This is a genomic window from Dyella acidisoli (assembly GCF_030160295.1).
GTDB classification, from domain to species: Bacteria; Pseudomonadota; Gammaproteobacteria; order Xanthomonadales; family Rhodanobacteraceae; genus Dyella_B; species Dyella_B acidisoli.
Window position 1 is genome coordinate 86084 of record NZ_BSOB01000010.1, and the last position, 23714, is coordinate 109797.

Sequence of the window (23714 nt, forward strand, 5' to 3'; positions counted from 1 at the left end):
ACCTTTCCCGTGGAACGAACCACCGCAAGGTTGATGATGCCTGCACCACCGGATTCCGGCGGCGCAGGCATGCCTGTGTTGCCGGGGAATCGCACATGGGAGACAACACAGCATGAGTTGGAGTGGCTTTTTTGCCGTCGGCCTCGGCGGCGCGATCGGGTGCTGGATGCGCTGGATACTCGGCATCCTGCTCAATCCCGTTTTCCCTACCCTGCCCCTGGGCACGCTGGCCGCCAATCTCAGCGGCGGCTTGATCATGGGTTGCATGATGGGTTTGTTCGAGCATTTCCAGGCATTGCCGCCGGAAGTGCGGCTGTTCGTGATGACAGGCTTTCTTGGCGGCCTCACCACCTTTTCCACTTTTTCCGCGGAAGCGAATACGCTGCTGTTGCGCGGACAAATCATGTGGTTTGGCGCACATGTCGCGTTCCACCTGATCGGCAGTCTTGTGATGACCATCCTCGGCATCTTCCTGACGCGCGGACTATTGCGCCACTGATACGGAGTCGACCACGCCATGAGCATCGACATCTCATTCCGTAACACGCCCGCCAATGGTGTCTTCCTGCGCTTCTACACGCACGTACACGCCAGGCACGATGGACTGCTGATGTCCGAATGGCTGTTGGAGCTGGCCAAACGCAACAAACTGGGCGGTGGCTCAGTGTTCCGCGCCACCGCCGGCTTCGGCCGACATGGCGTGCTGCATCACGAAGCCTTTTTCGAACTCGCTGACGATCTGCCGATGAAGGTGGAATTCCTGCTCAGCGAAGCGAATGCGCAGACCTTGCTGCGCCTGGTGCGCGAAGCAGGCGTTGATCTGGTCTATGCGTGGTCCCCGGTACATTTCGGTGTGTTGGGCAAAGAAGGAGACGCATGAGTCAGGATTCTTTGCGGCAGCGCGCCGCCGAATTGCTGGAAATGGCCGGAGTGCATATCAACGGCTCGGCACCCACGGATATTCGCGTACACGACGAACAGTTTTATGCGCGCGTGTTCGCACATGGCTCGCTGGGCTTGGGCGAGGCCTATATGGACGGCTGGTGGGACGCAGAAGATCTTCCCGGCCTTTTCACCAAGATTCTTCGCAGCCACCTGGACGACCACCTCAAAACGTTGGACACGCTGATCGCGCACTTTAAGGCACGTTTCATCAACAGGCAGCGCGGCCAGCATGCGTTCGAGATAGGCAAGGCGCACTACGATCGCGGCAATGACCTGTTCAAGGCCATGCTCGGCAAGCGCATGATGTACTCCTGCGGTTATTGGGCAAGCGCCACGAATCTGGACGATGCGCAGGAAGCCAAACTCGACCTGATCTGTCGCAAACTAAAGCTGAAACCCGGCATGCATGTGCTCGACATCGGCTGCGGTTGGGGCGAAGCACTGAAGTTCGCCGCGGAACGCTACGGCATCAACGGCGTGGGCATCACCGTTTCCAGCGAACAAGCAGAGTTCGCGCGGGAGATGTGCCACGGCTTGCCGATCGAGATCCGGCTACAGGATTACCGCGAACTCGACGAACCGTTCGACGCCATCATGTCGATCGGCATGTTCGAACACGTCGGCGGCAGGAATTACCGTGAGTATTTCGAAGTCGCGCGCCGTTGCCTGAAGGAAGATGGCCTGTTCCTGCTGCACTCTATCGGTACCAACCAGGCGCCGGCACAGACGGATCCGTGGATCGAGAAATACATCTTTCCCAATTCGATGATTCCCGCCGCCAGCCAGGTCAGCGCAGCCCTTGAAGGCTTGTTCGTCGTGGAGGACTGGCACAACTTCGGCACGGATTACGATCGCACGCTCAGCGCATGGCGTGCCAATTTCGAGGCAGCATGGCCGATGCTGTGCAACCATTACGACGAGCGTTTCCGCCGCATGTGGCATTTCTACCTGTCGGTGTCGACCGCCGTTTTTCGTAGCCGGCGTAATCAACTCTGGCAGCTCACCTTGAGTCCGCACGGCGTGCCTGGCGGCTATCGCGTTCCACGTTGAGTCTTCTCATGTCCATATATCGACGTTTGCTCATCCTGCTGCCGCTGCTCTTCCTGCTGTGCGGCAATGCTTTAGCGCATCCTGCTCTGTGGCACGTCAAAAGTGGCGATAGCACTGTGTATCTATTCGGCACCGTACATCTGCTGCCGAACGATACCGATTGGCGCTTTCCAGCGTTGAACGACGCCTTGTCGAAAAGCCAGACGCTGTATATCGAATTGACGGATGACGATCAGGCCAGCATGACTTCGCTGGTGTTGCACTATGGCATGGACACCGAGCATCCGCTTTCCACGCAATTGAGCGAAAGCGACAACGCAGCACTCGCCAAAGCCGCACAACTGGCGGGATTACCCGGCGGCACCACGGCCTTACAGCCGATGAGGCCGTGGCTGGCCGCGTTGACGCTTGCCGTCGCACCATTGATGAAAGCCGGCCTCGACCCTGCTAGCGGCGTGGACAAGCAGTTGCAGACGCAGATGACGCAAGCCGGCAAGCCGGTGCATGGTCTGGAAACAGCGGAACAGCAGATCCGCTTCCTCGCCGATCTACCCCAATCACTGCAGCTCGCGTTTCTGCGCGATACCTTGCACGACGTTGAAAAGGACAAAGCCGAACTGCTGTCGCTCATCGATGCCTGGAAACGCGGTGACGTCGCAGCGATTGCGAAGCTCGAGAACGACGAGCTGAAAACGAAAGAACCCGTGCTGTACCAGAAGCTGCTAGTGCAGCGAAATCAGGATTGGGCGGCCAGGATCAAGGACATCATGCTCAGGCAGCCTGGCACCACTGTATTCGTTGCGGTAGGCGCGGCACATCTGGCTGGACCGGACAGTGTGCAGGCGCAGTTGGCGAAGATTGGGGTCACAGCGCAGCAGGACTAACGAAGCCCCTCGCCCTCCGGGAGAGGGGTTGGGATGAGGGTACGGCCAACGCGAGATGATGAAGGCTCGCGCAACGCTCTTCACCGCGCTTCGCCCGAACCCTCATCCGCCTATCGGCACCTTCTCCCGGGGGGAGAAGGGTTCACGCTTCAACCGTGAGGTACATCGCGCTTCAGAACGAAGCGGTAATCGCCTTAGGTGATAACGGAAAGCGCGGCATATGGATGGTATAGGCATCCATCTTGCCCAGATCCGTATACGACGCAGTCAGCAGCGTGGCGTTGAAGCCGACGTCGATGCGATACACATGCCCTGCCTGCACGTCGTCAATAGTCACCTGCTGGCGATTGAGCTGATGCGAATTCGACAGCGTGAGCTTGATCACCTGCTTACCCGGTAGCACGCGCACCCAAGGCGTCTTGCCGCCGTTGAATTTTTCCCACGTGGCGACCTGGTTCACGCCGGTGATGCCACAGATGTACTGCTCCTGCTCGGCACACACGACCAAGGCGGTATCCGCCTGCGGATGATCCTTCTCCGTGTACCCGAGCAGTGGATGCCGGCCCGCGAAATGGGCACAGCCGGCCATCAGCATGCAGGTCAGAACAATGGCGGCACGGCGTGGAAAGCGCATGGTCAACCCGGAGTGCGTGGATAGCGCCGCATTCTAGCCCAAGCGCCTCGGCATCTGGCACCATCTTAGGGTTGTGACCCCGCCGTTCCTGGCGTCGCCCCTGGCAGTCCTCTCCCCATGACCCTGCAAGCCAATTACGAACAGATCCCGCTCAAGGAATACGCCGAGCGGGCCTATCTTGATTACTCGATGTACGTGGTGCTGGACCGCGCCCTGCCCTATGTGGGCGACGGCCTCAAGCCCGTGCAGCGCCGCATCATCTACGCGATGAGCGAGCTTGGCCTGGCCGCCAGCGCCAAGCCGAAGAAGTCAGCGCGCACCGTCGGCGACGTGATCGGTAAGTTCCATCCGCATGGCGACAGCGCCTGTTACGAAGCGATGGTGCTGATGGCGCAGCCGTTCTCTTATCGCTATCCGCTGATCGACGGTCAGGGCAACTTCGGCTCGCCGGATGATCCGAAAAGCTTCGCAGCGATGCGCTACACCGAATCGAAGCTCAACCCGCTCGCCGAAGTGCTGCTGGCCGAGCTAGGCCAGGGCACGGTCGACTGGGTGCCAAACTTCGACGGCACACTGGAAGAACCCAGCTGGCTGCCGGCACGCCTGCCGCACGTGCTGCTCAACGGTTCGATGGGCATCGCCGTCGGCATGGCCACCGACATTCCACCGCACAACCTGCGCGAAGTCGCCAGCGCGTGCATTCGCCTGCTAGACGATCCGGACGCCACTGCGGCCGATCTGTGCGAACACGTGCGCGGTCCGGATTATCCGACCCCGGCGGAAATCATCACGCCACGCAACGAACTGGTTGCGATGTACCAGAGCGGCACCGGTTCGATTCGCGCACGCGCCGTGTATACGCACGAAGACGGCAACATCGTGATCACCGCGCTGCCGCATCAGGTGAGCCCGTCGAAGATCCTTGAGCAGATCGCAGCGCAGATGCGCGCGAAGAAACTGCCGATGATCGAAGACCTGCGCGACGAATCCGATCACGAAAACCCGATCCGCCTGGTGATCGTGCCGCGCTCCAACCGCGTGGACGCGGACGAGGTGATGCAGCACCTGTTCGCCACCACCGATCTGGAAAAGAGCTTCCGCGTCAACCTCAACATGATCGGCTTGGATGGCCGGCCGCAGGTGAAGGATCTCAAGCGCATTCTTTCCGAGTGGCTGACCTTCCGCATCGACACGGTGACGCGCCGTCTCAACCATCGCCTGGCCAAGGTCGAACGCCGCCTGCACTTGCTGGAAGGTTTGCGCATCGCCTACCTCAACCTGGATGAAGTGATTCGCATCGTCCGCACCGAGGACGAACCCAAGCCGGTGCTGATGGCGCGGTTCAAGCTCAGCGAGGAGCAGACCGATTACATCCTCGAAACCAAGCTGCGCCAGCTCGCGCGCCTGGAAGAGATGAAGATCAATGCCGAGCGCGATCAGCTCGAGGAAGAGCGCGCCAAGATCAACGTGCTGCTGAAATCGCCGGCCAAGCTCAAAGGTTTGATCAAGGAAGAGCTGCGCGCCGACGCCGCGAAGTACGGCGACGATCGCCGCTCACCGCTAGTGCAACGTGAAGCCGCGCAAGCGCTGGACGAAAGCGCGCTGGTTGCCAGCGAACCGGTGACCGTGGTGCTGAGTCAGAAGGGCTGGATTCGCGCCGCCAAAGGGCACGACGTCGACGCCGAAGGTTTGTCGTATCGCGAAGGCGATAGCATGCTCGCCACGGTGAAGGCGCGCACCACGCAGCAGATCGCGGTGATCGACTCCACCGGCCGCAGCTATTCCACGCCAGCGCATACGCTACCTTCCGCACGCGGCAACGGCGAACCGCTCACCGGCCGCTTCACACCGCCGGCCGGCGCACGCTTCGATGCAGTGGCCGCAGGCGACAACGACACTCGCCTGATACTCGCCACCGATTTCGGCTACGGCTTCGTCACGCGTTTCGAAGCGCTGACCGGTCGCAATAAAGCCGGCAAACAGATCATCACGCTGGGCGATGGCGCGCGCGTGCTTGCGCCGCAGGTAAGTGCAGATCCGGCACGCGATCGCATTGTGGTTGCCACGACCGACGGTCATTTGCTGATGTTCTCGGTGGCCGAACTGCCCGAACTCGACAAGGGTAAGGGCAACAAGCTGATCGAGATTCCGAAGGCCAAACTGAGCAGCGGCGATGAGCGCGTGGCAGGCGTCGCCGTCGTCACCGAAGGCAAAGGCGAAATCACGCTGTACGCCGGCCAACGCAAGCTCACCCTGCGCTGGGCCGATCTGGTTGAATACGGCGGCAATCGCGCCACGCGCGGCAATGTGCTGCCACGTGGTCTGCGTCGGGTGGAGCGGATCGAGACAACTGGTTAACGTATTCGAGAATCGCCGTTCACACCTCATGGTCGTCATTCCCGCGCAAGCGGGAATGATGACCATGGGGGAGGCACACTTGAAGGAACTTCATCCGCCCGCAAGTCGTCGAATGGACATGTGCACGGCAAGGCATTGCTGTGCGTTATGTACGTGACGTACCTCGGAGCACCTTGATGAAAAGCCGCGCCCTCACCGCCTTGGCCGCAAGCCTGCTGGTTACTACTGCCTGGGCGCAGACGGCCAATCAGCAGCCGCTGAATCTGAAGCTTCCGGCCAACGGGTACCAGGGCTATCCCGCATCCAGCTCCACCGCCGCTCAGCCGGCCTCATCGTCGAGCGCCAACGGCAAAGGCACGGTGACCGTGAACGGCCACCCTGCTGCGATCAGCCCGGCGCCAGGCGTCTATTACGGTGACACCAGCGGCGCACGGGGCAACGACCGAGCTGCCGTGCCGGGATGCGACGACTCCACCTACAACAAGACGCAGGTGCATGGTTCGGTCGGCATGGGCGTCATCAGCGGTAGCCATATCGGCACCGGCAACTATCAGTCCGGTACGGTCAGCATGGTGCAGAACACCGGCAGCTGCGATCACCCCACGGGTTCAGTAGGAATCTCGATTGGCGTGAGCCGGCTGGGTGGGTTCGACCGGCATTGATGCTTTAGCCCCTTTCCCTCCGGGAGAGGGGTTGGGGTGAGGGTGCGGCCATCGCGCGATATTGAAGTCTTGGGCGAGAGATCATCATTACGCTCCGCCCAAACCCTCACCCGCCTCTCGGCACCCTCTCCTAAAGGGAGAGGGATTCACCAGGTAACACCTCGCAAGCCTCCGCGCCACCGAAAGCGCATGGAAAGCCGCTGCCCACACACTGCTGAACTATCCCGCCCTTTAGTTTGCAGTAGAGACCCTAAGTGATCCAAAACGTCGAGTTCCGCTTCGAAGGTGGCCGTATCGGCGTGCTGCTCATTCATGGTCTCACCGGCACCCCCACCGAGATGCGCCTGGTTGGCAAAGGGCTGAACCGCGCAGGTTTCAGCGTCTACGGCATGCAGCTGGCCGGTCACTGCGGCGACGTACCGGATTTGCTGGCCACCGGCTGGAAGGATTGGTACGCCAGCGTGGAAGCTGCTGCGGACGCATTCCGGCACGAAGTGGACCATCTGTTCGTGGCAGGCCTGTCGATGGGCGCGATCCTCGCGCTGAAACTCGCGGCAGAGCGCCCGGAATGGGTACGCGGCGTGGGTGTATACGGCGCCACTTTCCGCTACGACGGCTGGGCGGTGCCGTGGTACAGCCGCCTCTCCTTTCTACTGCCGCTGATCACACGCCTGGGGCTCTGCAAACACCGCATGGTGCATGAGAGCGAACCCTATGGCCTGCGTGATGAACGCCTGCGCGCACAAATCAGCGGCCTGATGCTCGGCGGTGACAGCGCGGCAGCCGGCCTGCCCGGCAATCCATGGCCCTCTTTGGCCGAGATGTACGACATGGCCGCGGTGGTCAAACGCGAGCTACCCAAAGTGACTGCGCCATGTCTGATCGCACACGCGACCGAAGACGACGTGGCCAGCCTGGAAAACGCCCACCTCGTGGCGCGCGCAGTCTCGGGTCCCGTGGACATGCTGTTGCTGGAAGACAGCTATCACATGATCACCATCGATCGCGAACGCCGTGTGCTGATAGATCGCTCAGTGGAATTTTTCTCCAAGATCGCCGCGAGCTGCACGCCCGCTGCACTCGCCGCCGCCTAACCGCAGGCTCGCACGTGTCTGCGCTTATCGCCACGCTGTGGCTGATCAACGTCTCGCTTGATACCGGTGGCCAGCTTGCCTTCAAGGCTGCGGCCAGCGATCCGCGCGCGGGCGATGGCATCGCACGCTGGCGCTACATGGCCAGCCGTCCGTGGCTGTGGCTGGGATTGTTGGCGTACGCGCTGCATCTGTTGTCATGGATTGCCTTTCTTTCGCTGGTCGATCTGTCCAAGGGCATACTGCTCGCGTCCATCAACATGGTGGCGATCATGATTGCTGGCCGCCTGCTGTTTCGGGAAAAACTCTCGCCGCTGCGCGTAGTCGGCATTCTGCTGGTGAGTGCAGGTGTGGCTATCGTGGGCGCAAGCGGATGAGCGCCCACACTCCCACCTCTGCGCGCACCTGGCGCTTCTACCTGGGCGGCTTCGCTTTGCTGATGGTTTTCGACACGCTCGTGCAAGTGAGCTTCAAACTGACCGGCACGCATGCGTTTCCACCCGAAGCGAGTTGGGCCTGGGTGCTGCGCATCGTCGGCCATCCGTGGATCTACATCGCTTTGATCGGCTACATCGGCAGCTTCTTCACCTGGATGAGCCTGCTCAAATATGCGCCGATCGGCCCCGCATTTGCCGCAACACATCTGGACGTGGTGAGCGTGATGCTGGCCTCTGCGTGGATATTTCACGAGGCCCTTACGCCCGTGCGCTTGCTCGGCGCCGGGGTGATCATGCTTGGTATCCTATGTTTGGCACTTGCCGAAAGTGGCGCCCATCCCGAACATGACGCACCGACTGAAGCCAAGGGCGCGCTCGGGGTCATGGCCGGTGACTGAGGCTGGCAATTGGGCCATTCAAGAACTGCAAGGTTTAGCTATCGCACGCGACGATGTGTCGCGCCCCGGCACAAGCGCGGTGAACGAAAGGTCCCGGGGAACACAAAAAGTTACGCTTCCCGCTCATATGGACAAGGCACGCGCGCTTCGTCACGCTTTGGAGCGGGGGACCAACGGGGAAGTTACATGAGCAATGTGCAACAAGAAGTTTCCGAGATCATCAGTAAGCAGGCGAAGATCGACATCAGCACCATCAAGGTCGAATCCACGCTCAAAGATCTCGGCATCGCCTCGCTGGATGCCATCGAAGTGATTTTCGACATCGAAGAACATTTCAACATCACCTTGCCCAACGAAGATGTCAATTTCGAGAGCGGCACCGTCGGCGACTTGACCGCCGCGGTAGAGCGGCTGCTCGCACAGAAATCCGCCGATAGCTGATATGCGCCGTATCGTGATCACCGGCATGGGCGGCATCTGCGCGCTCGGCCACAACGCTTCCGATATCTGGCAGGCCATGACCGAGGGCCGCAGCGGCATCGCTCCGTTGCAGCATTTCGATTCGAGCCTGATGCGCGGCAGTCCCGTTGGCGCCGAGATCGCTGATTTCGAACCGCTGGCGTTTATCGATGAAGCACGCTTGCCATTTCTCGATCCACTGGCCCAGTACGCGTTGGTGGCTGCCAACGAAGCCATCCAGCAAGCAGGTTTGGAATTCCGTAACGAGCGCGCCGCGCGCACCGCCGTGGTGGTTGGTACTGGCTCTGCTGGCGAAGAAACACGCGACGGCCTGTACCGCAAGCTTTACGCCGAAAAGTCTGGGCGGTTTCATCCGCTGGGCATCGTGCGCATCATGAGCAGCGCGCCATGCAGCCAAATCAGCATGGCACACGGCATCACCGGACCCACGTTCACGGTGGCTAGCGCGTGTGCCTCATCCAATCACGCCTTCGCGCAAGCCGCGATGATGATACGCGCCGGCTTGGTGGACACTGCCGTGGTCGGCGGCACCGAGGCCTGCATTACGCCCGGCGTGATGCAGGCGTGGGAAGCGATGCGCGTGCTGGCGCCCGACACTTGCCGTCCTTTCAGCTCAGGCCGCCGTGGGCTAGTGATTGGTGAAGGCGCCGCGATGTTCGTGCTGGAAACGCTCGAAGGCGCGCAAGCGCGCGGCGCCACCATCCTGGCGGAACTGGCCGGCGTGGGTATGAGCGCGGATGCTGGCGACATCGCCGCACCATCGGACGTTGGCGCGGCGGCGGCCATCCAGGCAGCTTTGAACGATGCCGGCATGCAACCCGCCGAGATCGATTACATCAACGCGCACGGCACCGGCACGGTGGCGAATGACTCCACCGAAACGCGCGCCATCCACAATGTGTTCGGTGAGCATGCGCATCGCCTGGCAGTGACTTCCACCAAGCCGATGCACGGGCATGCCATCGGCGCTGCCGGTGCCCTGGAAATGATCGCGGTGATCGGTGCGCTGCGCCACGGCATCGTGCCGCCCACGCTCAATTACGTCGCCCCTGACCCTGCTTGCGATCTCGACTATGTGCCGAATGAAGCGCGTGCCATGACGGTGCGTGCAGCGTTGAGCAACTCGTTTGCGTTTGGTGGCTTGAACGCGGTGGTCGCGGTGCGAAAGGCGTCCTAGGTTGGGGTGCAAACCCCAACATTTCCATCTGCACAGGCACGACAACGTTGGGGTTTGCACCCCAACCTAAGCACGGCTGAAAAACCTCAGCACCGCGTTTGCGCACCAGCAATACGTGCGCTGCGTCACCGCAAATCATCGCAACGACGATCTCGATCTCCCGCATGGTCACAGCCGTGTGTACGCCCACGACTGCATGCGCCCATCCTTGTACGGCATGACACCGTGGAACGGGCGTGGGTCACGATCGAACACCAGTGGCAGGAAATGGCGATCGCCCTCCCACATCGGCAGCTCCATCAGGCGGTCCAGGTCGATCCATTCGAGCGTGCCTTCCGGGTTGGCCGTGTACGGCTCGCCGCTGAAGCTGTCGATGACGAAGATGAAACCCAGCCAGTCTTCACCCTGCTTACCGAAACCGGGCCAGTTGAGGGTGCCGCGCAGATGCATCGCTTCGCATTCGATGCCGGCCTCTTCGTGGATCTCGCGCCGCATGCATGCTGCAATGTCCTCGCCCGGCTCCATCTTGCCGCCAAGGCCGTTGTACTTGCCCAGATGCTGGTCGTCGGGCCGCGCGTTGCGATGGATCATCAGCACCTTGCTCCGATCGGGAGAAAGCACGTAACCAAGCGTGGCGACGATGGGCGTGTAGGGCATGGCATCCCATTCCTGAGATCAAAACTGAAGTTTACGCGCTCAACTGGTGCGGATGCTCTTGCATCCATCACGTCCGGGCAGCGACCATCTCGGGATGCGCTCGTCCGCCCTCGCCCATCGGTTGCGTCGCAGCCTGCTGCATCGTCTGCTCGCCCTGTTAGGGGCGCTGCTGCCTTTGGCTGCCTGCAACAGCCAGGTGCAACCGATGGAAAGTCGCGAGGTGAGCTTCCAGGGCCAGGATTTCACCGTGGTGAGCTTGGATCTGCATCGTGAAGCGCTGACGCTGCATTGGAAAAATCCCGACACGGGCCAGCCTTTCGGCGATATCCAGAGTCTGCGCGAATGGGGCGCCGCCAATGGCAAGCGTCTGATGTTCGCGGCCAATGCCGGCATCTACGACCAGGCGTATGCACCGCTGGGCTTGTATGTTGAAAACGGCAAGGTACTCGTGCCGCTGAATCTGTTTCGCGGCAACCCGGCCGCCGGCAATTTTTCGATCCGTCCCAACGGCGTGTTTGCCATCTATCCAGACGGCCATGCCGCTGTGCGCTCCAGCACGGACTTCAAGACGGACGGCAAACCGGCGGACTGGGCCACTCAGTCGGGACCGATGCTGGTGGTCGACGGCAAGATCAACGATCAATTCGTGCATGACTCCACCAGCACCAAGTGGCGTAGCGGCGTGTGTGCACGCACAACGCATCAGGTGGTATTCGTGGTGAGCGACGCGCCGGTGAATTTCCATACCTTCGCACAACTGTTCCGCGACAAGCTCGGCTGCCACGATGCGCTTTTCCTGGACGGCACCATTTCGCAGTTCTACATCGACGGTACCGGCTACGCCGGTGCTCCCACCTTCATGGTCAAGCCCTATGCGGGCATTTTTGCGGTGTTTGCCGAACAATGACAACGAAACCTCGCTTCCGTTGGTTCCGCGCGCTGTTGATCCTTGTGCTGCTTTTAGTGATCGCTCTGTTCGCCACTGGCTGGTGGCTGCTATCGGGCAGCCTCGCGAAGCTGGATGGCCAGCAGCAAGTAAATGGGCCGCAGCATCCGGTGACCATCACGCGCGACGCGTTGGGCACCGCCACCTTCACCGGCCAATCGCGCGACGACATCAGCTATGCGCTGGGCTACGTGCATGCGCAAGAACGCTTCTTTCCAATGGATCTGATGCGCCGCGTAGCGGCCGGCGAACTGTCGGAACTGGTTGGCTCTGCGGCGCTGAATACCGACATCCAGCATCGCCGCCATCGGCTGCGCGCCATAGCAGAAGCCGCCTATGCAGCGCTTGCACCTGAGCAAAAACACACGCTGGATCTTTACCGCGACGGCGTGAATGCGGGCCTGGCGAATCTGCGCGAGAAACCGTGGGAGTATCTACTACTCAAGGCCAAACCGCGACCCTGGCGTTCGGAAGATACGATGCTGGTGATTGCCGCGATGTATCTGGATTTGAACAACGACGGCCTCAATGATCGCGAATTGCACATCGCGCAAATGCGCGCTGTGCTGCCCGAGCCGCTGGTGAATTTCCTGATCTCGCCCGATCCAAATTGGGAGGCGCCGTTGAAAGACGGTACTTCGCCATCGCCTGTGATACCGGCGGCGGACGTCTTCGATCTGCGCAAGAGCGGTGCACAGAATGGAAACGCGAAACTGGCCGCAACGTCCATTGCGTCCGTGGACCGCGCCTACCCCGGCAGCAACAGCTTCGCCGTAGCAGGCAGCGTTTCGCGCACGGACTCGGCCATTCTCGCCAACGATATGCATCTGGGTTTGCGCGTGCCGGACATCTGGTTCCGCGCGCGCCTGCGCTATCCCGATCCTTCTGCGCCGAAGGGACAGCGCGACGTCATGGGCGTCACCCTGCCTGGCACGCCGGCCGTGGTGGTAGGCTCGAACGGACAGGTTGCGTGGGGCTTCACCAACAGCTACGGCGATTGGCAGGATTGGGGGCGCATTCAACGTGATCCGCACGATGCGAATCGCTACAAGGTGCCGGATGGCTGGACGGCTATCGAGCCGCATGACGAGATCATCAGCATCAAGGGCGCCGCGCCATACACCTTGCATGTAGAAGACACGCGCTGGGGACCGATTCTGGATAAGGATACGGACGGCACGCCGCTCGCCCTTGCATGGATCGCCGATCAACCGCGTGCCTACAACGTCGCCATGATGCAACTCGAACACGCCAGCAGCGTGGCCGCAGCACTGGATCTAGCGCCGACCTTCGGCATGCCGCCGCAGAATTTCCTCGCCGCCGACAGCGCCGGCCATATCGGCTGGACCATCGCCGGCAACAGCATTCCGTTGCGTACCGGTTTTGACCCACAGCGTCCGGCCGACTGGTCCCAACCAAACACGGGTTGGACAGGGTGGGCCACGCCCTCACAATACCCTCGCATCGAAAATCCCGCCGACGGACGGCTATGGACGGCCAACAATCGTACTGTCGGCAGCGATGAACTGGCCTTGCTCGGCGAAGGCGGGCACGACGTCGGCGCACGTGCGCAGCAGATTCGCGACGATCTGCGTGCACGTGCCGATTTCGGTCCAGGCAATCTGCTGGACATCCAGTTGGACGATCACGCGCAGTTCCTTTCCCGCTGGCAGCAATTGCTGCAGACCACGCTCGCCAACGTGCAAGATCCTTCGCTCAATCAGCTGCGCCAGCTCACTGCGGCATGGCGCAATCAGGCTGCACCGGACAGTGTGGATTACCGTTTGGTGCATGCCTTCCGCGATGAAGTGCACAGACTGGTGCTCGCACCGTTCACTGCGCAGATACAGCAGCGCTTCGCGGATTTCGAATGGCCAGGCCCAGGCAATCAGGAAGCGGCTGTGTGGATGCTGATCCAGCAGCAACCCACACACCTGCTCGATCCCGCTTATCACGACTGGCATGCCCTGCTCATACAGGCCGCGCGCAATGTCGCCGACACTTTGGGCAAGCAACAAGGCGGTTTGACTGCGCGCACCTGGGGTGAAGTGAACCGAGCTGGTGTTCGTCATCCGCTATCGCGTGCCCTGCCCGGCTTCATCGGACGATGGCTCGATATGCCGGACGAACCCTTACCCGGTGATCACAACATGCCGCGCGTTGCATCCCCGGGCTTTGGAGCCTCTGAACGTATAGACGTCTCGCCGGGTCACGAAGACGAAGGCATTCTGGAAATGCCCGGCGGACAAAGCGACAACCCGCTATCGCCGTTCTATGGTGCCGGTCACGAGGATTGGGTACGCGGGCGGCCTACACCGCTGATGCCGGGTGAAGACCGGCATACATTGGTGCTGGAGCCAGCACCGCAATAAACGCGTTTGCGCAAACCTCTCATTCGGAGCCACCTAGGTTAGGGTGCAAACCCCGAGATATCCCCACGTTTTTCGCTCGTCATCCCAGCTTTCGCTGGGATGACCATCACGCGGTTTGAAATATCAAGGCGAGCTTGGATAGCTTCAAGTTTCTGCGGAAGCCACCAAATAGAAACGTGGGGATGTATCAGGGTACAAACCCCAAGCATACAAAAGCGTCAGCAGAACGGCCTGATTAGCATCCGCTCGCAAATCGTCTGATACAACTCCGGCAAGCGCTCCAGCTCCGCCACGTCGACGCACTCGTCGACTTTGTGGATGGTGGCGTTGACCGGGCCGAGCTCCACTACTTCCGCACCCATCGGTGCAATGAAGCGTCCATCCGACGTGCCGCCGCCGGTGCTCTGCTCCGGATCGGTGCCGCACAATTCGCGACATACCGAGACCACCGTATCGCGCAAGCGACCACCCGAGGGACACAGGAAGGGCTCGCCTGACAGCGACCATTCCAGCGAATAATCCAGGCCATGCTTGGCGAGAATCGCCTCGGTACGCGCGCGCAAGTTCTCTGCAGTGCTCGCAGTGCTGTAGCGAAAATTGATCAGCGCAGTGAGCGAACCGGGAATGACATTGGTCGCGCCCGTGCCCGCGTTGAGATTGGAAACCTGGAACGACGTGGGCGGAAAATCTGCATTGCCTTCGTCCCAACGTTCCGCCGCAAGTTCCGTCAACGCAGGTGCAAATGCATGGATCGGGTTCAACGCCTTGTCTGGGTACGCCACGTGCCCCTGCACGCCGCGTACCGTCAACGTACCCGACAGCGAACCGCGACGGCCGACGCGAATCAGGTCACCCAGCTTTTCCTTGGACGAAGGCTCACCGACCACGCACCAGTCGATGTGCTCCCCAATCTCGCGCAAATAAGCAGCGATCCGCCGCACACCATCGAGATTGGTCGGACCTTCCTCGTCGCTGGTCAACAGCAGACCCACGCGGCCAGGATGATCCGGGTGCATGGAAACGAATCTCTCCAGCGCCACCGTCATGGCCGCTACTGCGCCTTTCATATCCGCCGCACCACGGCCGTATAGACGGCCATCGCGTACGGTCGGCTCGAACGGCGGACTCTGCCACGCTTCTTCCGGACCACTGGGCACTACGTCGGTATGCCCGAGGAAAATCAGCAGCGGCCCCTGCCCCGGCACGTTGTTCGCGCCATGCGTCGCCCAGAAATTATCGACTTCGCCATAACGAAGATGCTCGATGCGAAAACCGAGGCGCGTCAGCCGTGCGCCAATTTCCGGTAAGCAACCCGCATCTTCCGGCGTGATCGAACGGCGACGGATGAGATCAATGGCTAGATCGAACACTTCAGACATAACTCAGCGTCCGAACAATTTCTTGAAGCCGTTATCAGTAAACCCAACGCTGACCGCACCATCTTCCTGTACGACAACCGGACGGCGGACCAGCGCGGGATATTCCTTCAGCAGCAACGTCCACTCCGGATCAGTGCCGGGGTTCTTACGTTGCGGCAGCAAATTGCGCCAGGTTGTGCTGGATTTGTTGACGAGTTTTTCCCAGCCACCGAGTTGCTGCGCCCAGGTCTTGAGCGTGGCCGGCGCCACGGGATGGGCGCGATAGTCGACGAATTCGTGCGCGACTTCGAAGCGCGCGAGCCAGTTGCGCGCCTTCTTGCAGGTGTCGCAGTTCGGAAGGCCGTAGAGGGTGATCGTGTTCGCGCTCATATCAGTCGCCGCTGCGCAGGAGTTCGTTGATGCCGGTCTTGCTGCGGGTTTTTTCGTCCACCTGCTTGACGATGATCGCCGCATACAGGCTGTGGCTGCCATCCTTTGCCGGCAGGCTGCCGGCTACCACCACGCTGCCTGCGGGCACGCGGCCATAGCTGATTTCACCCGTGGCGCGGTTGTAGATGCGCGTGGACTGGCCGAGGAATACGCCCATGCCGATCACGCTGCCGCGTTCCACCACCACGCCTTCGACCACTTCGGAGCGCGCGCCGATAAAGCAGTTGTCTTCGATGATGGTGGGATTGGCCTGCAACGGTTCCAGTACGCCGCCGATGCCGACGCCGCCAGACAGATGCACGCCTGCACCGATCTGCGCGCAGGAACCAACCGTCGCCCAGGTGTCGACCATTGTGCCTGTGCCAACGTAGGCACCGATGTTCACGTAGCTCGGCATGAGCACTGCATCTTTCGCAATGTGTGCGCCGCGGCGCACCAGCGCGCCGGGCACTACGCGCGCACCGAGCGTTTCCAGTTCGGAATCATTACCGTGCGCAAAACGCAATGGCACTTTGTCGAACGCTTGTGCCGGACCGCCATCCACCACGCGATTGCCGTGGATGCGGAAATACAGCAGCACCGCTTTCTTCAACCACTGATTGACCACCCAGTCGCCTTTACCGTCTGGCGCAGCAACGCGCTGTTCACCTGATTCGAGCAAATCCATCACCTGGGTCAGCGCGGGGCGCAGATGGGTTTCGATTTCGCTCTGGGTGAGGTCGTTACGGCGTTCGAAGGCGTCGTTGATCAGGGTTTCGATGGACTGCATGGGAAAAGGCTCGTGTTCGGATCGATGGGAAGATAGCGCAATGGCTGCCGCATGCCCAAATGGCGATAGGTGCGGATTCGGCTTCAAATGATCGCAAGCACGATCGGGACCACCGTCCCCGCTGCCAGCAATACACTGATCAGCACATGTTTGCGCGTATAGCGATACGCCATGTAGAGACCAAGCAACGTCGACACGAACAGCCCAAACGAAACAAAGGCGGAGAAAATCTTCAGCGGCAGTGGATGTGTGATCGGCGCAGCCGGTGCATCGGGCATGATCGGCAACGGTGCTGGTGCATGGTTCGGATTCGATACCGGCGCAGCTTCCACTGGATGCGGCTTGCGCGCGGGCAGCACGTCGGTCTGCTTTTTATGCAATTGCGCAGCTATCGCCAACCATACTGGCGGTTTGTAATCGCTGCCGCGAGAAGTTTCGTGCAGGCCGAACACCTGCAAACCTCCAGTGAACGCAAAGAACAGCACGGCAGGTGCAATGAATACACCGATGTACAGGTGAAGTTGTCGAGCGAGTTTGAGAAAGGTATGAGATGCGGACATGAGGGCACAGCCTTACGTGGCAGATTCAGCCAAAACGGGAAAAAGGGATTAACGATGACAGGCTGCCGATGCAGCCCCGCGGGAAATCATCCCCTGCGAGCTCGCATAACCGTGGGTGGGCTATGCGGACAAGCTCTGTGGTCCGATCCGCTCGACCAAAGCCTGCCACAAACGCTGCTGCTGTGTCTCGCTCAGCGGTGCGTTACGGCGATCGGTGAGTTGGAAGAAGTCCTCCACGCGCTCCCCGAAAGTGGCAATGCGGGCATCGTGCACGCGCACTTCGCAGGCCATCATCACCTGCGTAACCGCGGCAAGCAGGCCGGGGCGGTCGCTGCAGACCAGCGCCATCTGCGTACGTCCGTCCGATTGCTTGAAGTCGATGCGTGGCACCATCTGGAAGTGCTTCAAATGACGCGACATGCTGCGTCGTGACGGCATGATCGGCGCCGATTGCGACAAGGCGCGATGCAAGCGTTGCTGCAGTTCTTCGGCACGCTCGGAGCTGGCCGGCTTCTGGTTTTCCGCTTCCAGCAGCAGAAATGTATCCATCGCCTTACCATCCGGCGAACTCAGCACGCGCGCTTCCATCACGGAGAAATGCAGGCGATCGAGCATGGCCGTGACGTTTGCGAACAGGCCATCGCGGTCCGGCGCGTAGACAAACAATTCGGTACTGCCGCGCACCGACAGCGGATTGACCGCGATCAACGGCAGCTTGCCCTGTCCATGCAGAATCTGCGAAGTCTGCCAGGCGATCTGCTCCGGCCGATGGCGCAGGAAGCTCACCATCGGGAAGGTGTCCCACAACTGCGCTACAGCTATTGCATCGTTGCCATCGGCCATCAACAAGGCCATGGCCTGCTCGCGGCACGCTTGCGCACGCGCGGCGGCACCGGTCGAAGGTTTGGCGTCGCGGCGCAAGGCGTAGCGTGTGGATGTATAGAGGTCCGCCAGCAGGCGATCCTTCCATGCATTCCACAGACGCGGACTGGTGCCGATGATGTCTGCGATGGTCAGTAGATAAAGCTGCCCAAGCCGTTCACGTCCACCAACGATGTCGGCGAAGCGATGCACCACGTCCGGATCAGTGATGTCCTGGCGTTGTGCGGTGGTACTCATCAACAAGTGCCAGCGCACCAGCCAGGCCACGCGTTCGATGTCGTCTTCCGGCAAACCCAATTTCTTGCCAAAAGCGCGCGCATCTTCTTCGCCGAGCACAGAATGATCACCACCACGTCCCTTGGCGATGTCGTGAAACAGCGCCGCCAGCAGCAGCACTTCCGGCTTTGGCAAGGTCGACCACACTTCGCACGCCAGCGGAAATTCGGCTTGCGTGGATTCATCGGCAAAACGCGCTACGTTACGCAGCACACGTAGCGTGTGTTCATCCACGGTGTAGACATGGAACAGGTCGTATTGCATGCGACCGAACACCTTGCCGAACGCAGGCAAGATGGAGGCAAGCAAGCCGTGTCGATTCATGCGCCACAGCGCATCGACCGCTGGTGCGCCATGTCGTAGCAATTGCAAGAAGGAAACGAGTACGTGTGGATCGTCAGCCAGCTGCGTGCCCATCACCGCAGTGGTCTGATGGACACGGCGCATGGTGTCGGCGGTGAAGCCGATCACGCCTTTCTGATCCAGCCTCGCGATGAAAATGTCCACCAATGCGGCCGGTCGATGCGTAAACAGGTCCGGATCTCGCACGGCGATGCGTGCGCCGTAGCGCACGAAATCCGTACCCACCGGTTGCGCATCGCTCGGCGGCTCCAGCATTTCCACAAAGCGCTCGGCAATCTGCCAGCCTAGACGCTCCACCTGACTGGCAGCGCGATAGTAGCCCTGCATGAATTGCTCAACGCCGAGGTTTTTCTCGTGCTCGTCTTCGAAACCCAGCCGCGCGGCGAGCGCACGCTGATAGTCGAACAGCAGACGCTCTTCGGGACGTCCCGCTTCAAGATGCAAGGCGAAGCGATAACGGCGCAACGTAGTTTCAGCTTGCAGCAGCGTGTCGCATTCGGCCGGATCGAGCAGGCCTTCGGTCACCATGTCCGGAAAATCCGGCGCATGCGCCAGGCGTTTGCCGAGCCAGCGTAGCGAATCGAGCGTGCGCAATCCGCCCGGACCATCCTTGAGATTAGGCTCAAGGTTGTAGGCCGTATCGTCGAAACGCGCGTAGCGTGCATCGCGTTCGGCCAAACGCGCTTGCAGGTAGGCAGGCGGTGGCCAGATGTCCGAGTCATCGACGATCATGCGCAAGCTTTCGTCCAACACGGGATCACCGGCCAAACGCCGTGCATCCAGCAAGCTGGTGAATACGCTGGCCTCCGACGCAGCCAGTGCGCGGCACTGTGCCGGATCACGGACCGCATGGCCTACCTTCAGGCCGATGTCCCAGAACGTCGCAAAACATTGTTCGAGCGCGCGCAGGCGCGACGGATCGGCGTTCTGCACCAGCGCCAGCAGATCGATATCTGAATAGGGAAACAGCAAACCGCGGCCGAAGCCGCCGATAGCGAACAACGCAGCGTCTGTTACTTCGCCCAGGCAGGCCATCCATACGTGCGCCACGATGCGCGTGACCGCATCGCTGCGTCGACGCGCCAGCTCGCTGGCATCAGCGCCTTCTTGGAATGCAAGCGTGATGGAACGATTGAGGTCGCCAAGCAGCTGGCGCAGTGCGCTGCGGGCTTCGGTAGAGACGCCTGAGCGCGGGACGGCGACGGGCAGGCGGGGTAATGGCGGGAGAGGTATAGCGGACGACGTCATCCGGAAACTTGCCTGGCACGTAGGTTGGGGTGCAAACCCCAACATCATCATCCAGATCGACATGGCAATGTTGGGGTTTGCACCCCACCCTACGCCTTCGATCAGGCATCCGGCCAGCGCGTAAGAATCTCGAACCCCTCATCCGTCACGGCAATGGTGTGCTCCCACTGCGCCGACAGCGAGTGATCCTTGGTGACCACCGTCCAGCCGTCCGGCAGTTGCTTGGTCTGCGGCTTGCCGGCGTTGATCATCGGCTCGACCGTGAACGTCATGCCTTTCTGCAGCACCACGCCCGTGCCGGGCTTACCGTAATGCAGCACCTGCGGTTCGTCGTGGTAGACCTTGCCGATGCCGTGGCCGCAGTACTCACGCACCACCGAGAAGCCGGCAGCCTCGGCGTGCTTCTGAATGGCGTGCCCCACGTCGCCCAGCGTCGCACCGGGGCGCACTGCCTGGATGCCACGCATCATCGCTTCGTAGGTGGTCTCGACCAGGCGCTTGGCCAGCACGGCAGGCGTGCCCACGTAGTACATGCGGCTGGTGTCACCGTGCCAGCCGTCCTTGATGACGGTGACGTCCAGATTGATGATGTCGCCATCCTTCAGCACCTTGCCGGGACTGGGGATGCCGTGGCAGATCACGTGGTTGACCGACGTGCACAGGGTCTTGGGGAAGCCGTGGTAGCCCACATTGGCCGGGATCGCCTTCTGCACGTTCACAATGTGCTCGTAGGCAATACGGTCGAGGTCTTCGGTGGTGACCCCCGGCTTCACGTGTTCCTTGAGCATGGCCAGCACTTCGGCAGCCAGTTGGCCGGCGGTGCGCATGCCTTCGAGGTCTTGGGCGGATTTGAGAGTAATGGCCATAAGTTTTATGAATATGGCGACAAGACGGCCAAAAACCAGCCCAACTTGCCGCAAGGCGGTAGTCCCGGCTACAATTTCCGGGTTTTGCAGACCGCTTCCGGCCACTTGATGGCCCACACGGCGCAAAGCGAAGCGGGATTGTAACCGCGCTGCGGTACAACCCCAACCAACGCCACACATGTATCGGCACCGTCTTCGGGGTGCTGTAGCTGCCCCTCTTCAAGCCACGGGCGCTACGGTCGAAGCCGGGATACATGGAGGTCCCAACCCCCGGGCCAATCGAAAAAGGCCCACTGCAGGAGTACTACCATGGCTCAAGTCACCATGCGCCAGATGCTGGAAGCTGGCGTGCATTTCGGTCACCAGACCCGCTACTGGAACCCGAAGATGGCTCCGTACATCTTTGGCGCCCGCGGCAAGATCCACATCATCAACCTCGAAAAGACGCTGCCGCTGTTCACCGACGCGATGAACTTCCTGTCGGGTCTGGCGCAGAAGCGCGGCACCGTACTGTTCGTGGGCACCAAGCGCTCCGCCCGTGAGCCGCTGGCTGAAGAAGCCGCCCGCGCCGGCATGCCCTTCGTCACCGCCCGCTGGCTCGGCGGCATGCTCACCAACTTCCGCACCGTGAAGCAGTCCGTCGGTCGCCTGAAGGAGCTGGAAGCAGCCGAAACCGACGGCAGCTTCGACAAGCTGGTCAAGCACGAAGTGCTGGCCCGTCGCCGTGAGCGCGCCAAGCTGGAAAACTCCCTCGGCGGCATCAAGAACATGAACCGCCTGCCCGACGCGCTGTTCGTGATCGACATCGGTCACGAAAACATCGCCGTGCTGGAAGCCAAAAAGCTCGGCATCCCGGTGATCGCGGTGGTCGACACCAACTACAACCCGGAACTGGTGGACTACCCCATCCCGGGCAACGATGACGCAATCCGCGCCATCCAGCTGTACGCACGCGCTGCCGCCGACTCCATCCTCGAAGGCAAGGCTGCTGCTCCGGCCGCTGCCCAGGGCGATGCCAATGAGTTCGTCGAACTCGACGAAGCAGGCAACCCCGTCGCGAAGGAAGAAGATGAACGCCGCGCTGCCGCGCCGCGCCGCAACCCGCCGGCCAAGAAGGGCGCCGGCCGTGGTGACCGCGACGGTGGCCGTGGCAACCGCGGTGGCCGTGGCGGTCGCGCGCAGAATGACGTCACCGACGCCGACTAAGTCTCACACCGCGCCGGGCGCTCCACGCGATCGCCCGGCGCCTCCAAGTTTTCCGAGGATCCCATGAGCAATATTTCCGCCCAACTGGTCAAGGAACTCCGCGAGCGTTCCGGCGCCGGCATGATGGAATGCAAAAAGGCGCTGGTCGAAAACAATGGCGATATCGAAGTCGCCATGGAATGGCTGCGCAAGTCGGGCCTCGCCAAGGCTGACAAGAAGGCTGGCCGCGTGGCTGCCGAAGGCCGCATCGTTGCCGCCCAGGCTAACGGCAACGCCGTCCTTGTCGAAGTGAACTGCGAAACCGACTTCGTCACCAAGAACCCCGACTTCGTGAAGTTCAGCGACAACGTCGCCGAGATCGCATTGAAGTCCGGCGCGAAGGATGTCGACGCGCTGAAGGCAGCCGCCTATCCGGAGGGCGGCACGGTTGAAGAAGCGTCCAAGTCCCTGATCGCCACCATTGGCGAGAACATCCAGGTGCGCCGCTTGGCGACCGTGTCCAACAGCGGCGTTATCGCCAGCTACCTCCATGGCGGCCGCATCGGCGTACTGGTGGCACTCAAGGGCGGCTCCGAAGAGCTGGCCAAGGGTATCGCCATGCACGTCGCCGCGATGAACCCGCAGTTCGTGCGCGCCGAGGACGTCCCGGCCGATTTCCTGACCAAGGAAAAGGAAATCGCACTGAGCCAGATGTCCGACAAGGAAAAGAACAAGCCGGCCGACATTCTGGAAAAGATCGTCAGCGGCAAGGTCGCCAAGATCATTTCCGAGGTCACCCTGCTCGGCCAGCCCTATGTGCTGGACACCAACGTCACCGTCACCGACGCACTGAAGAAGGACGGCGCCGATGTGGTGTCGGTGGTGCGCCTGGCCGTCGGCGAAGGTATCGAGAAGGTGGAAGAGGATTTTGCCGCCGAAGTGATGAAGCAAGCAGGTCTGGCGTAAATTGCCACGCTTCGTTTGTAGAAAAGGCCGCGGGAAACCGCGGCCTTTTTTTGTTTTTGAGGGGATGCGTAGGTTGGAGTCAAACCCCAACCGACTACTCAGGCCGACTTCGCTCGCGGTTGCAACAAATCCCACTTGTTGCCATACAGATCCTCGAACACCGCCACCGTGCCGTACGGCTCTTCGCGTGGCCATTCGAGAAAACGCACACCGCGCGAACGCATCACTTCGTAGCGCGCATAGAAATCATCAACATGCAGGAACAGAAACACGCGTCCACCACCCTGCTCGCCCACGTGAGAATCCTGTTCGGACGTACTTGCTTGCGCCAGCAGCAGACGCGCCTCGCGTGAACCGGGCGGCGCCAGCAACACCCAGCGTTTGTCGCCTCCCAACGGCGTGTCCTCGATCAATTCAAAGTCCAGGCACCCGGTATAGAACGCGATTGCCTCGTCGTAATCACGCACCAGCAATGCAATGGCGGCAATGGTGTGCTGCATGACGGGCTCCGGCTATGACTGCACTATGAAGCATCAGGACGAAGCATAAAGGCATGGCGCGCTGACGTCTGCCACGCGCTCCGCTACAATGCGGTCGTTTTGCTTGGGGCATCGGGAAAATACGCGACTGTCTCACGGCGCGTAGACGTGCTGCCTGCAAGTAGTCATGCCAGATCGGCGTCCGGAAACATCTCGCGGTT

24 protein-coding genes are annotated in these 23714 nt (G+C 61.1%); 15 read left to right on the forward strand and 9 right to left on the reverse strand.

All coding sequences use genetic code 11. From position 1 onward, the window contains the following. Positions 1-112: 112 nt before the first annotated feature. From crcB to QQJ86_RS05205, 4 genes are read left to right on the forward strand one after another with little or no spacing between them, the layout of a single operon-like run. Positions 113-499 (forward strand): fluoride efflux transporter CrcB, encoded by a 387-nt coding sequence (gene crcB / locus QQJ86_RS05190; protein ID WP_284319860.1) that lies wholly within the window; start codon positions 113-115, stop codon positions 497-499. An 18-nt stretch (positions 500-517) separates the two neighbouring features. Then, positions 518-880, forward strand: coding sequence for a DUF190 domain-containing protein (locus QQJ86_RS05195; protein ID WP_284319861.1), 363 nt, complete (start codon positions 518-520; stop codon positions 878-880). After that, a complete protein-coding gene (cfa, locus tag QQJ86_RS05200) occupies positions 877-1995 on the forward strand; it encodes a cyclopropane fatty acyl phospholipid synthase (protein ID WP_284319862.1) in 1119 nt (372 codons plus the stop codon). Before QQJ86_RS05195 ends, cfa begins: the two co-directional genes overlap by 4 nt. Before the next feature lie 8 nt (positions 1996-2003). Then, on the forward strand, positions 2004-2879 hold the full coding sequence (locus tag QQJ86_RS05205; RefSeq protein ID WP_284319863.1) for a TraB/GumN family protein: 876 nt from the start codon (positions 2004-2006) through the stop codon (positions 2877-2879). A 172-nt stretch (positions 2880-3051) separates the two neighbouring features. On the opposite strand, the gene QQJ86_RS05210 is transcribed toward QQJ86_RS05205, so the two are convergent. Next, positions 3052-3513: a hypothetical protein gene (locus tag QQJ86_RS05210; RefSeq protein ID WP_284319864.1), complete on the reverse strand. Its 462-nt coding sequence runs from the start codon at positions 3511-3513 to the stop codon at positions 3052-3054. A gap of 117 nt (positions 3514-3630) precedes the next feature. Here QQJ86_RS05210 and parC point away from each other — a divergent pair, with 117 nt between their 5' ends. The 7 genes from parC to QQJ86_RS05245 all read left to right on the forward strand — a co-directional run bounded on the left by parC (position 3631) and on the right by QQJ86_RS05245 (position 10116). Continuing rightward, positions 3631-5871, forward strand: coding sequence for a DNA topoisomerase IV subunit A (gene parC / locus QQJ86_RS05215; protein WP_284319865.1), 2241 nt, complete (start codon positions 3631-3633; stop codon positions 5869-5871). A gap of 176 nt (positions 5872-6047) precedes the next feature. Then, entirely contained in the window at positions 6048-6533 is a 486-nt protein-coding gene (locus QQJ86_RS05220; RefSeq protein WP_284319866.1) for a hypothetical protein, read from the forward strand. A 254-nt stretch (positions 6534-6787) separates the two neighbouring features. Continuing rightward, a complete protein-coding gene (locus QQJ86_RS05225) occupies positions 6788-7627 on the forward strand; it encodes an alpha/beta hydrolase (RefSeq protein ID WP_284319867.1) in 840 nt (279 codons plus the stop codon). Between the two features lie 14 nt (positions 7628-7641). Then, on the forward strand, positions 7642-8001 hold the full coding sequence (locus tag QQJ86_RS05230) for an EamA family transporter (protein ID WP_284319868.1): 360 nt from the start codon (positions 7642-7644) through the stop codon (positions 7999-8001). Then, a complete protein-coding gene (locus tag QQJ86_RS05235) occupies positions 7998-8459 on the forward strand; it encodes a DMT family transporter (RefSeq protein WP_284319869.1) in 462 nt (153 codons plus the stop codon). The genes QQJ86_RS05230 and QQJ86_RS05235 overlap by 4 nt, the downstream gene beginning before the upstream one ends. Before the next feature lie 186 nt (positions 8460-8645). Further along, positions 8646-8900: an acyl carrier protein gene (locus QQJ86_RS05240; protein ID WP_284319870.1), complete on the forward strand. Its 255-nt coding sequence runs from the start codon at positions 8646-8648 to the stop codon at positions 8898-8900. A 1-nt stretch (position 8901) separates the two neighbouring features. Then, the gene (locus QQJ86_RS05245) at positions 8902-10116 is read left to right on the forward strand and encodes a beta-ketoacyl-[acyl-carrier-protein] synthase family protein (protein WP_284319871.1); all 1215 of its coding nucleotides are present in this window, start codon (positions 8902-8904) and stop codon (positions 10114-10116) included. 168 nt (positions 10117-10284) lie between these two features. On the opposite strand, the gene QQJ86_RS05250 is transcribed toward QQJ86_RS05245, so the two are convergent. Further along, positions 10285-10773 (reverse strand): NUDIX hydrolase, encoded by a 489-nt coding sequence (locus tag QQJ86_RS05250; RefSeq protein WP_284319872.1) that lies wholly within the window; start codon positions 10771-10773, stop codon positions 10285-10287. A 94-nt stretch (positions 10774-10867) separates the two neighbouring features. On the opposite strand from QQJ86_RS05250, the gene QQJ86_RS05255 reads away from it, so the two are divergent. Next, positions 10868-11680: a phosphodiester glycosidase family protein gene (locus QQJ86_RS05255; protein ID WP_284319873.1), complete on the forward strand. Its 813-nt coding sequence runs from the start codon at positions 10868-10870 to the stop codon at positions 11678-11680. Continuing rightward, the gene (locus QQJ86_RS05260) at positions 11677-14091 is read left to right on the forward strand and encodes a penicillin acylase family protein (protein ID WP_284319874.1); all 2415 of its coding nucleotides are present in this window, start codon (positions 11677-11679) and stop codon (positions 14089-14091) included. Before QQJ86_RS05255 ends, QQJ86_RS05260 begins: the two co-directional genes overlap by 4 nt. A 218-nt stretch (positions 14092-14309) precedes the next feature. Here the strand turns inward: QQJ86_RS05260 and dapE are convergent, their stop codons facing one another. The 6 genes from dapE to map form a co-directional block, all read right to left on the reverse strand. Continuing rightward, positions 14310-15470, reverse strand: coding sequence for a succinyl-diaminopimelate desuccinylase (gene dapE, locus QQJ86_RS05265; protein WP_284319875.1), 1161 nt, complete (start codon positions 15468-15470; stop codon positions 14310-14312). A gap of 3 nt (positions 15471-15473) precedes the next feature. Next, positions 15474-15839 (reverse strand): arsenate reductase, encoded by a 366-nt coding sequence (locus tag QQJ86_RS05270; protein ID WP_284319876.1) that lies wholly within the window; start codon positions 15837-15839, stop codon positions 15474-15476. Between the two features lies 1 nt (position 15840). After that, positions 15841-16668, reverse strand: coding sequence for a 2,3,4,5-tetrahydropyridine-2,6-dicarboxylate N-succinyltransferase (gene dapD / locus QQJ86_RS05275; protein ID WP_284319877.1), 828 nt, complete (start codon positions 16666-16668; stop codon positions 15841-15843). Positions 16669-16751: 83 nt separating this feature from the next. Further along, positions 16752-17228, reverse strand: coding sequence for a PepSY domain-containing protein (locus QQJ86_RS05280; RefSeq protein ID WP_284319878.1), 477 nt, complete (start codon positions 17226-17228; stop codon positions 16752-16754). Positions 17229-17348: 120 nt separating this feature from the next. Beyond that, complete coding sequence (gene glnD, locus QQJ86_RS05285; RefSeq protein ID WP_284319879.1) at positions 17349-19997, reverse strand: [protein-PII] uridylyltransferase; 2649 nt, start codon at positions 19995-19997, stop codon at positions 17349-17351. Between the two features lie 101 nt (positions 19998-20098). After that, positions 20099-20863 (reverse strand): type I methionyl aminopeptidase, encoded by a 765-nt coding sequence (gene map, locus QQJ86_RS05290; protein WP_284319880.1) that lies wholly within the window; start codon positions 20861-20863, stop codon positions 20099-20101. Between the two features lie 309 nt (positions 20864-21172). Between map and rpsB the strand changes: the two genes are divergently transcribed. Together rpsB and tsf are read left to right on the forward strand one after the other, a co-directional pair. Beyond that, the gene (gene rpsB / locus QQJ86_RS05295; protein ID WP_284319881.1) at positions 21173-22069 is read left to right on the forward strand and encodes a 30S ribosomal protein S2; all 897 of its coding nucleotides are present in this window, start codon (positions 21173-21175) and stop codon (positions 22067-22069) included. A gap of 63 nt (positions 22070-22132) precedes the next feature. After that, positions 22133-23014, forward strand: a complete 882-nt coding sequence (tsf, locus tag QQJ86_RS05300) for a translation elongation factor Ts (RefSeq protein WP_284319882.1) — start codon at positions 22133-22135, stop codon at positions 23012-23014. A gap of 98 nt (positions 23015-23112) precedes the next feature. Here tsf and QQJ86_RS05305 read toward each other — a convergent pair whose 3' ends face one another. Beyond that, positions 23113-23514, reverse strand: coding sequence for a VOC family protein (locus tag QQJ86_RS05305; protein ID WP_284319883.1), 402 nt, complete (start codon positions 23512-23514; stop codon positions 23113-23115). Positions 23515-23714 lie beyond the last annotated feature (200 nt).

Bases quoted from the DNA above. Each gene is read 5' to 3' on its own strand.
- crcB (WP_284319860.1), top strand. From the start codon at position 113: ATGAGTTGGAGTGGCTTTTTTGCCGTCGGCCTCGGCGGCGCGATCGGG.
- QQJ86_RS05195 (WP_284319861.1), top strand. From the start codon at position 518: ATGAGCATCGACATCTCATTCCGTAACACGCCCGCCAATGGTGTCTTC.
- cfa (WP_284319862.1), top strand. From the start codon at position 877: ATGAGTCAGGATTCTTTGCGGCAGCGCGCCGCCGAATTGCTGGAAATG.
- QQJ86_RS05205 (WP_284319863.1), top strand. From the start codon at position 2,004: ATGTCCATATATCGACGTTTGCTCATCCTGCTGCCGCTGCTCTTCCTG.
- QQJ86_RS05210 (WP_284319864.1), bottom strand. From the start codon at position 3,513: ATGCGCTTTCCACGCCGTGCCGCCATTGTTCTGACCTGCATGCTGATG.
- parC (WP_284319865.1), top strand. From the start codon at position 3,631: ATGACCCTGCAAGCCAATTACGAACAGATCCCGCTCAAGGAATACGCC.
- QQJ86_RS05220 (WP_284319866.1), top strand. From the start codon at position 6,048: ATGAAAAGCCGCGCCCTCACCGCCTTGGCCGCAAGCCTGCTGGTTACT.
- QQJ86_RS05235 (WP_284319869.1), top strand. From the start codon at position 7,998: ATGAGCGCCCACACTCCCACCTCTGCGCGCACCTGGCGCTTCTACCTG.
- QQJ86_RS05240 (WP_284319870.1), top strand. From the start codon at position 8,646: ATGAGCAATGTGCAACAAGAAGTTTCCGAGATCATCAGTAAGCAGGCG.
- QQJ86_RS05245 (WP_284319871.1), top strand. From the start codon at position 8,902: ATGCGCCGTATCGTGATCACCGGCATGGGCGGCATCTGCGCGCTCGGC.
- QQJ86_RS05250 (WP_284319872.1), bottom strand. From the start codon at position 10,773: ATGCCCTACACGCCCATCGTCGCCACGCTTGGTTACGTGCTTTCTCCC.
- QQJ86_RS05255 (WP_284319873.1), top strand. From the start codon at position 10,868: ATGCGCTCGTCCGCCCTCGCCCATCGGTTGCGTCGCAGCCTGCTGCAT.
- QQJ86_RS05260 (WP_284319874.1), top strand. From the start codon at position 11,677: ATGACAACGAAACCTCGCTTCCGTTGGTTCCGCGCGCTGTTGATCCTT.
- dapE (WP_284319875.1), bottom strand. From the start codon at position 15,470: ATGTCTGAAGTGTTCGATCTAGCCATTGATCTCATCCGTCGCCGTTCG.
- QQJ86_RS05270 (WP_284319876.1), bottom strand. From the start codon at position 15,839: ATGAGCGCGAACACGATCACCCTCTACGGCCTTCCGAACTGCGACACC.
- dapD (WP_284319877.1), bottom strand. From the start codon at position 16,668: ATGCAGTCCATCGAAACCCTGATCAACGACGCCTTCGAACGCCGTAAC.
- QQJ86_RS05280 (WP_284319878.1), bottom strand. From the start codon at position 17,228: ATGTCCGCATCTCATACCTTTCTCAAACTCGCTCGACAACTTCACCTG.
- glnD (WP_284319879.1), bottom strand. From the start codon at position 19,997: ATGACGTCGTCCGCTATACCTCTCCCGCCATTACCCCGCCTGCCCGTC.
- map (WP_284319880.1), bottom strand. From the start codon at position 20,863: ATGGCCATTACTCTCAAATCCGCCCAAGACCTCGAAGGCATGCGCACC.
- rpsB (WP_284319881.1), top strand. From the start codon at position 21,173: ATGGCTCAAGTCACCATGCGCCAGATGCTGGAAGCTGGCGTGCATTTC.
- tsf (WP_284319882.1), top strand. From the start codon at position 22,133: ATGAGCAATATTTCCGCCCAACTGGTCAAGGAACTCCGCGAGCGTTCC.
- QQJ86_RS05305 (WP_284319883.1), bottom strand. From the start codon at position 23,514: ATGCAGCACACCATTGCCGCCATTGCATTGCTGGTGCGTGATTACGAC.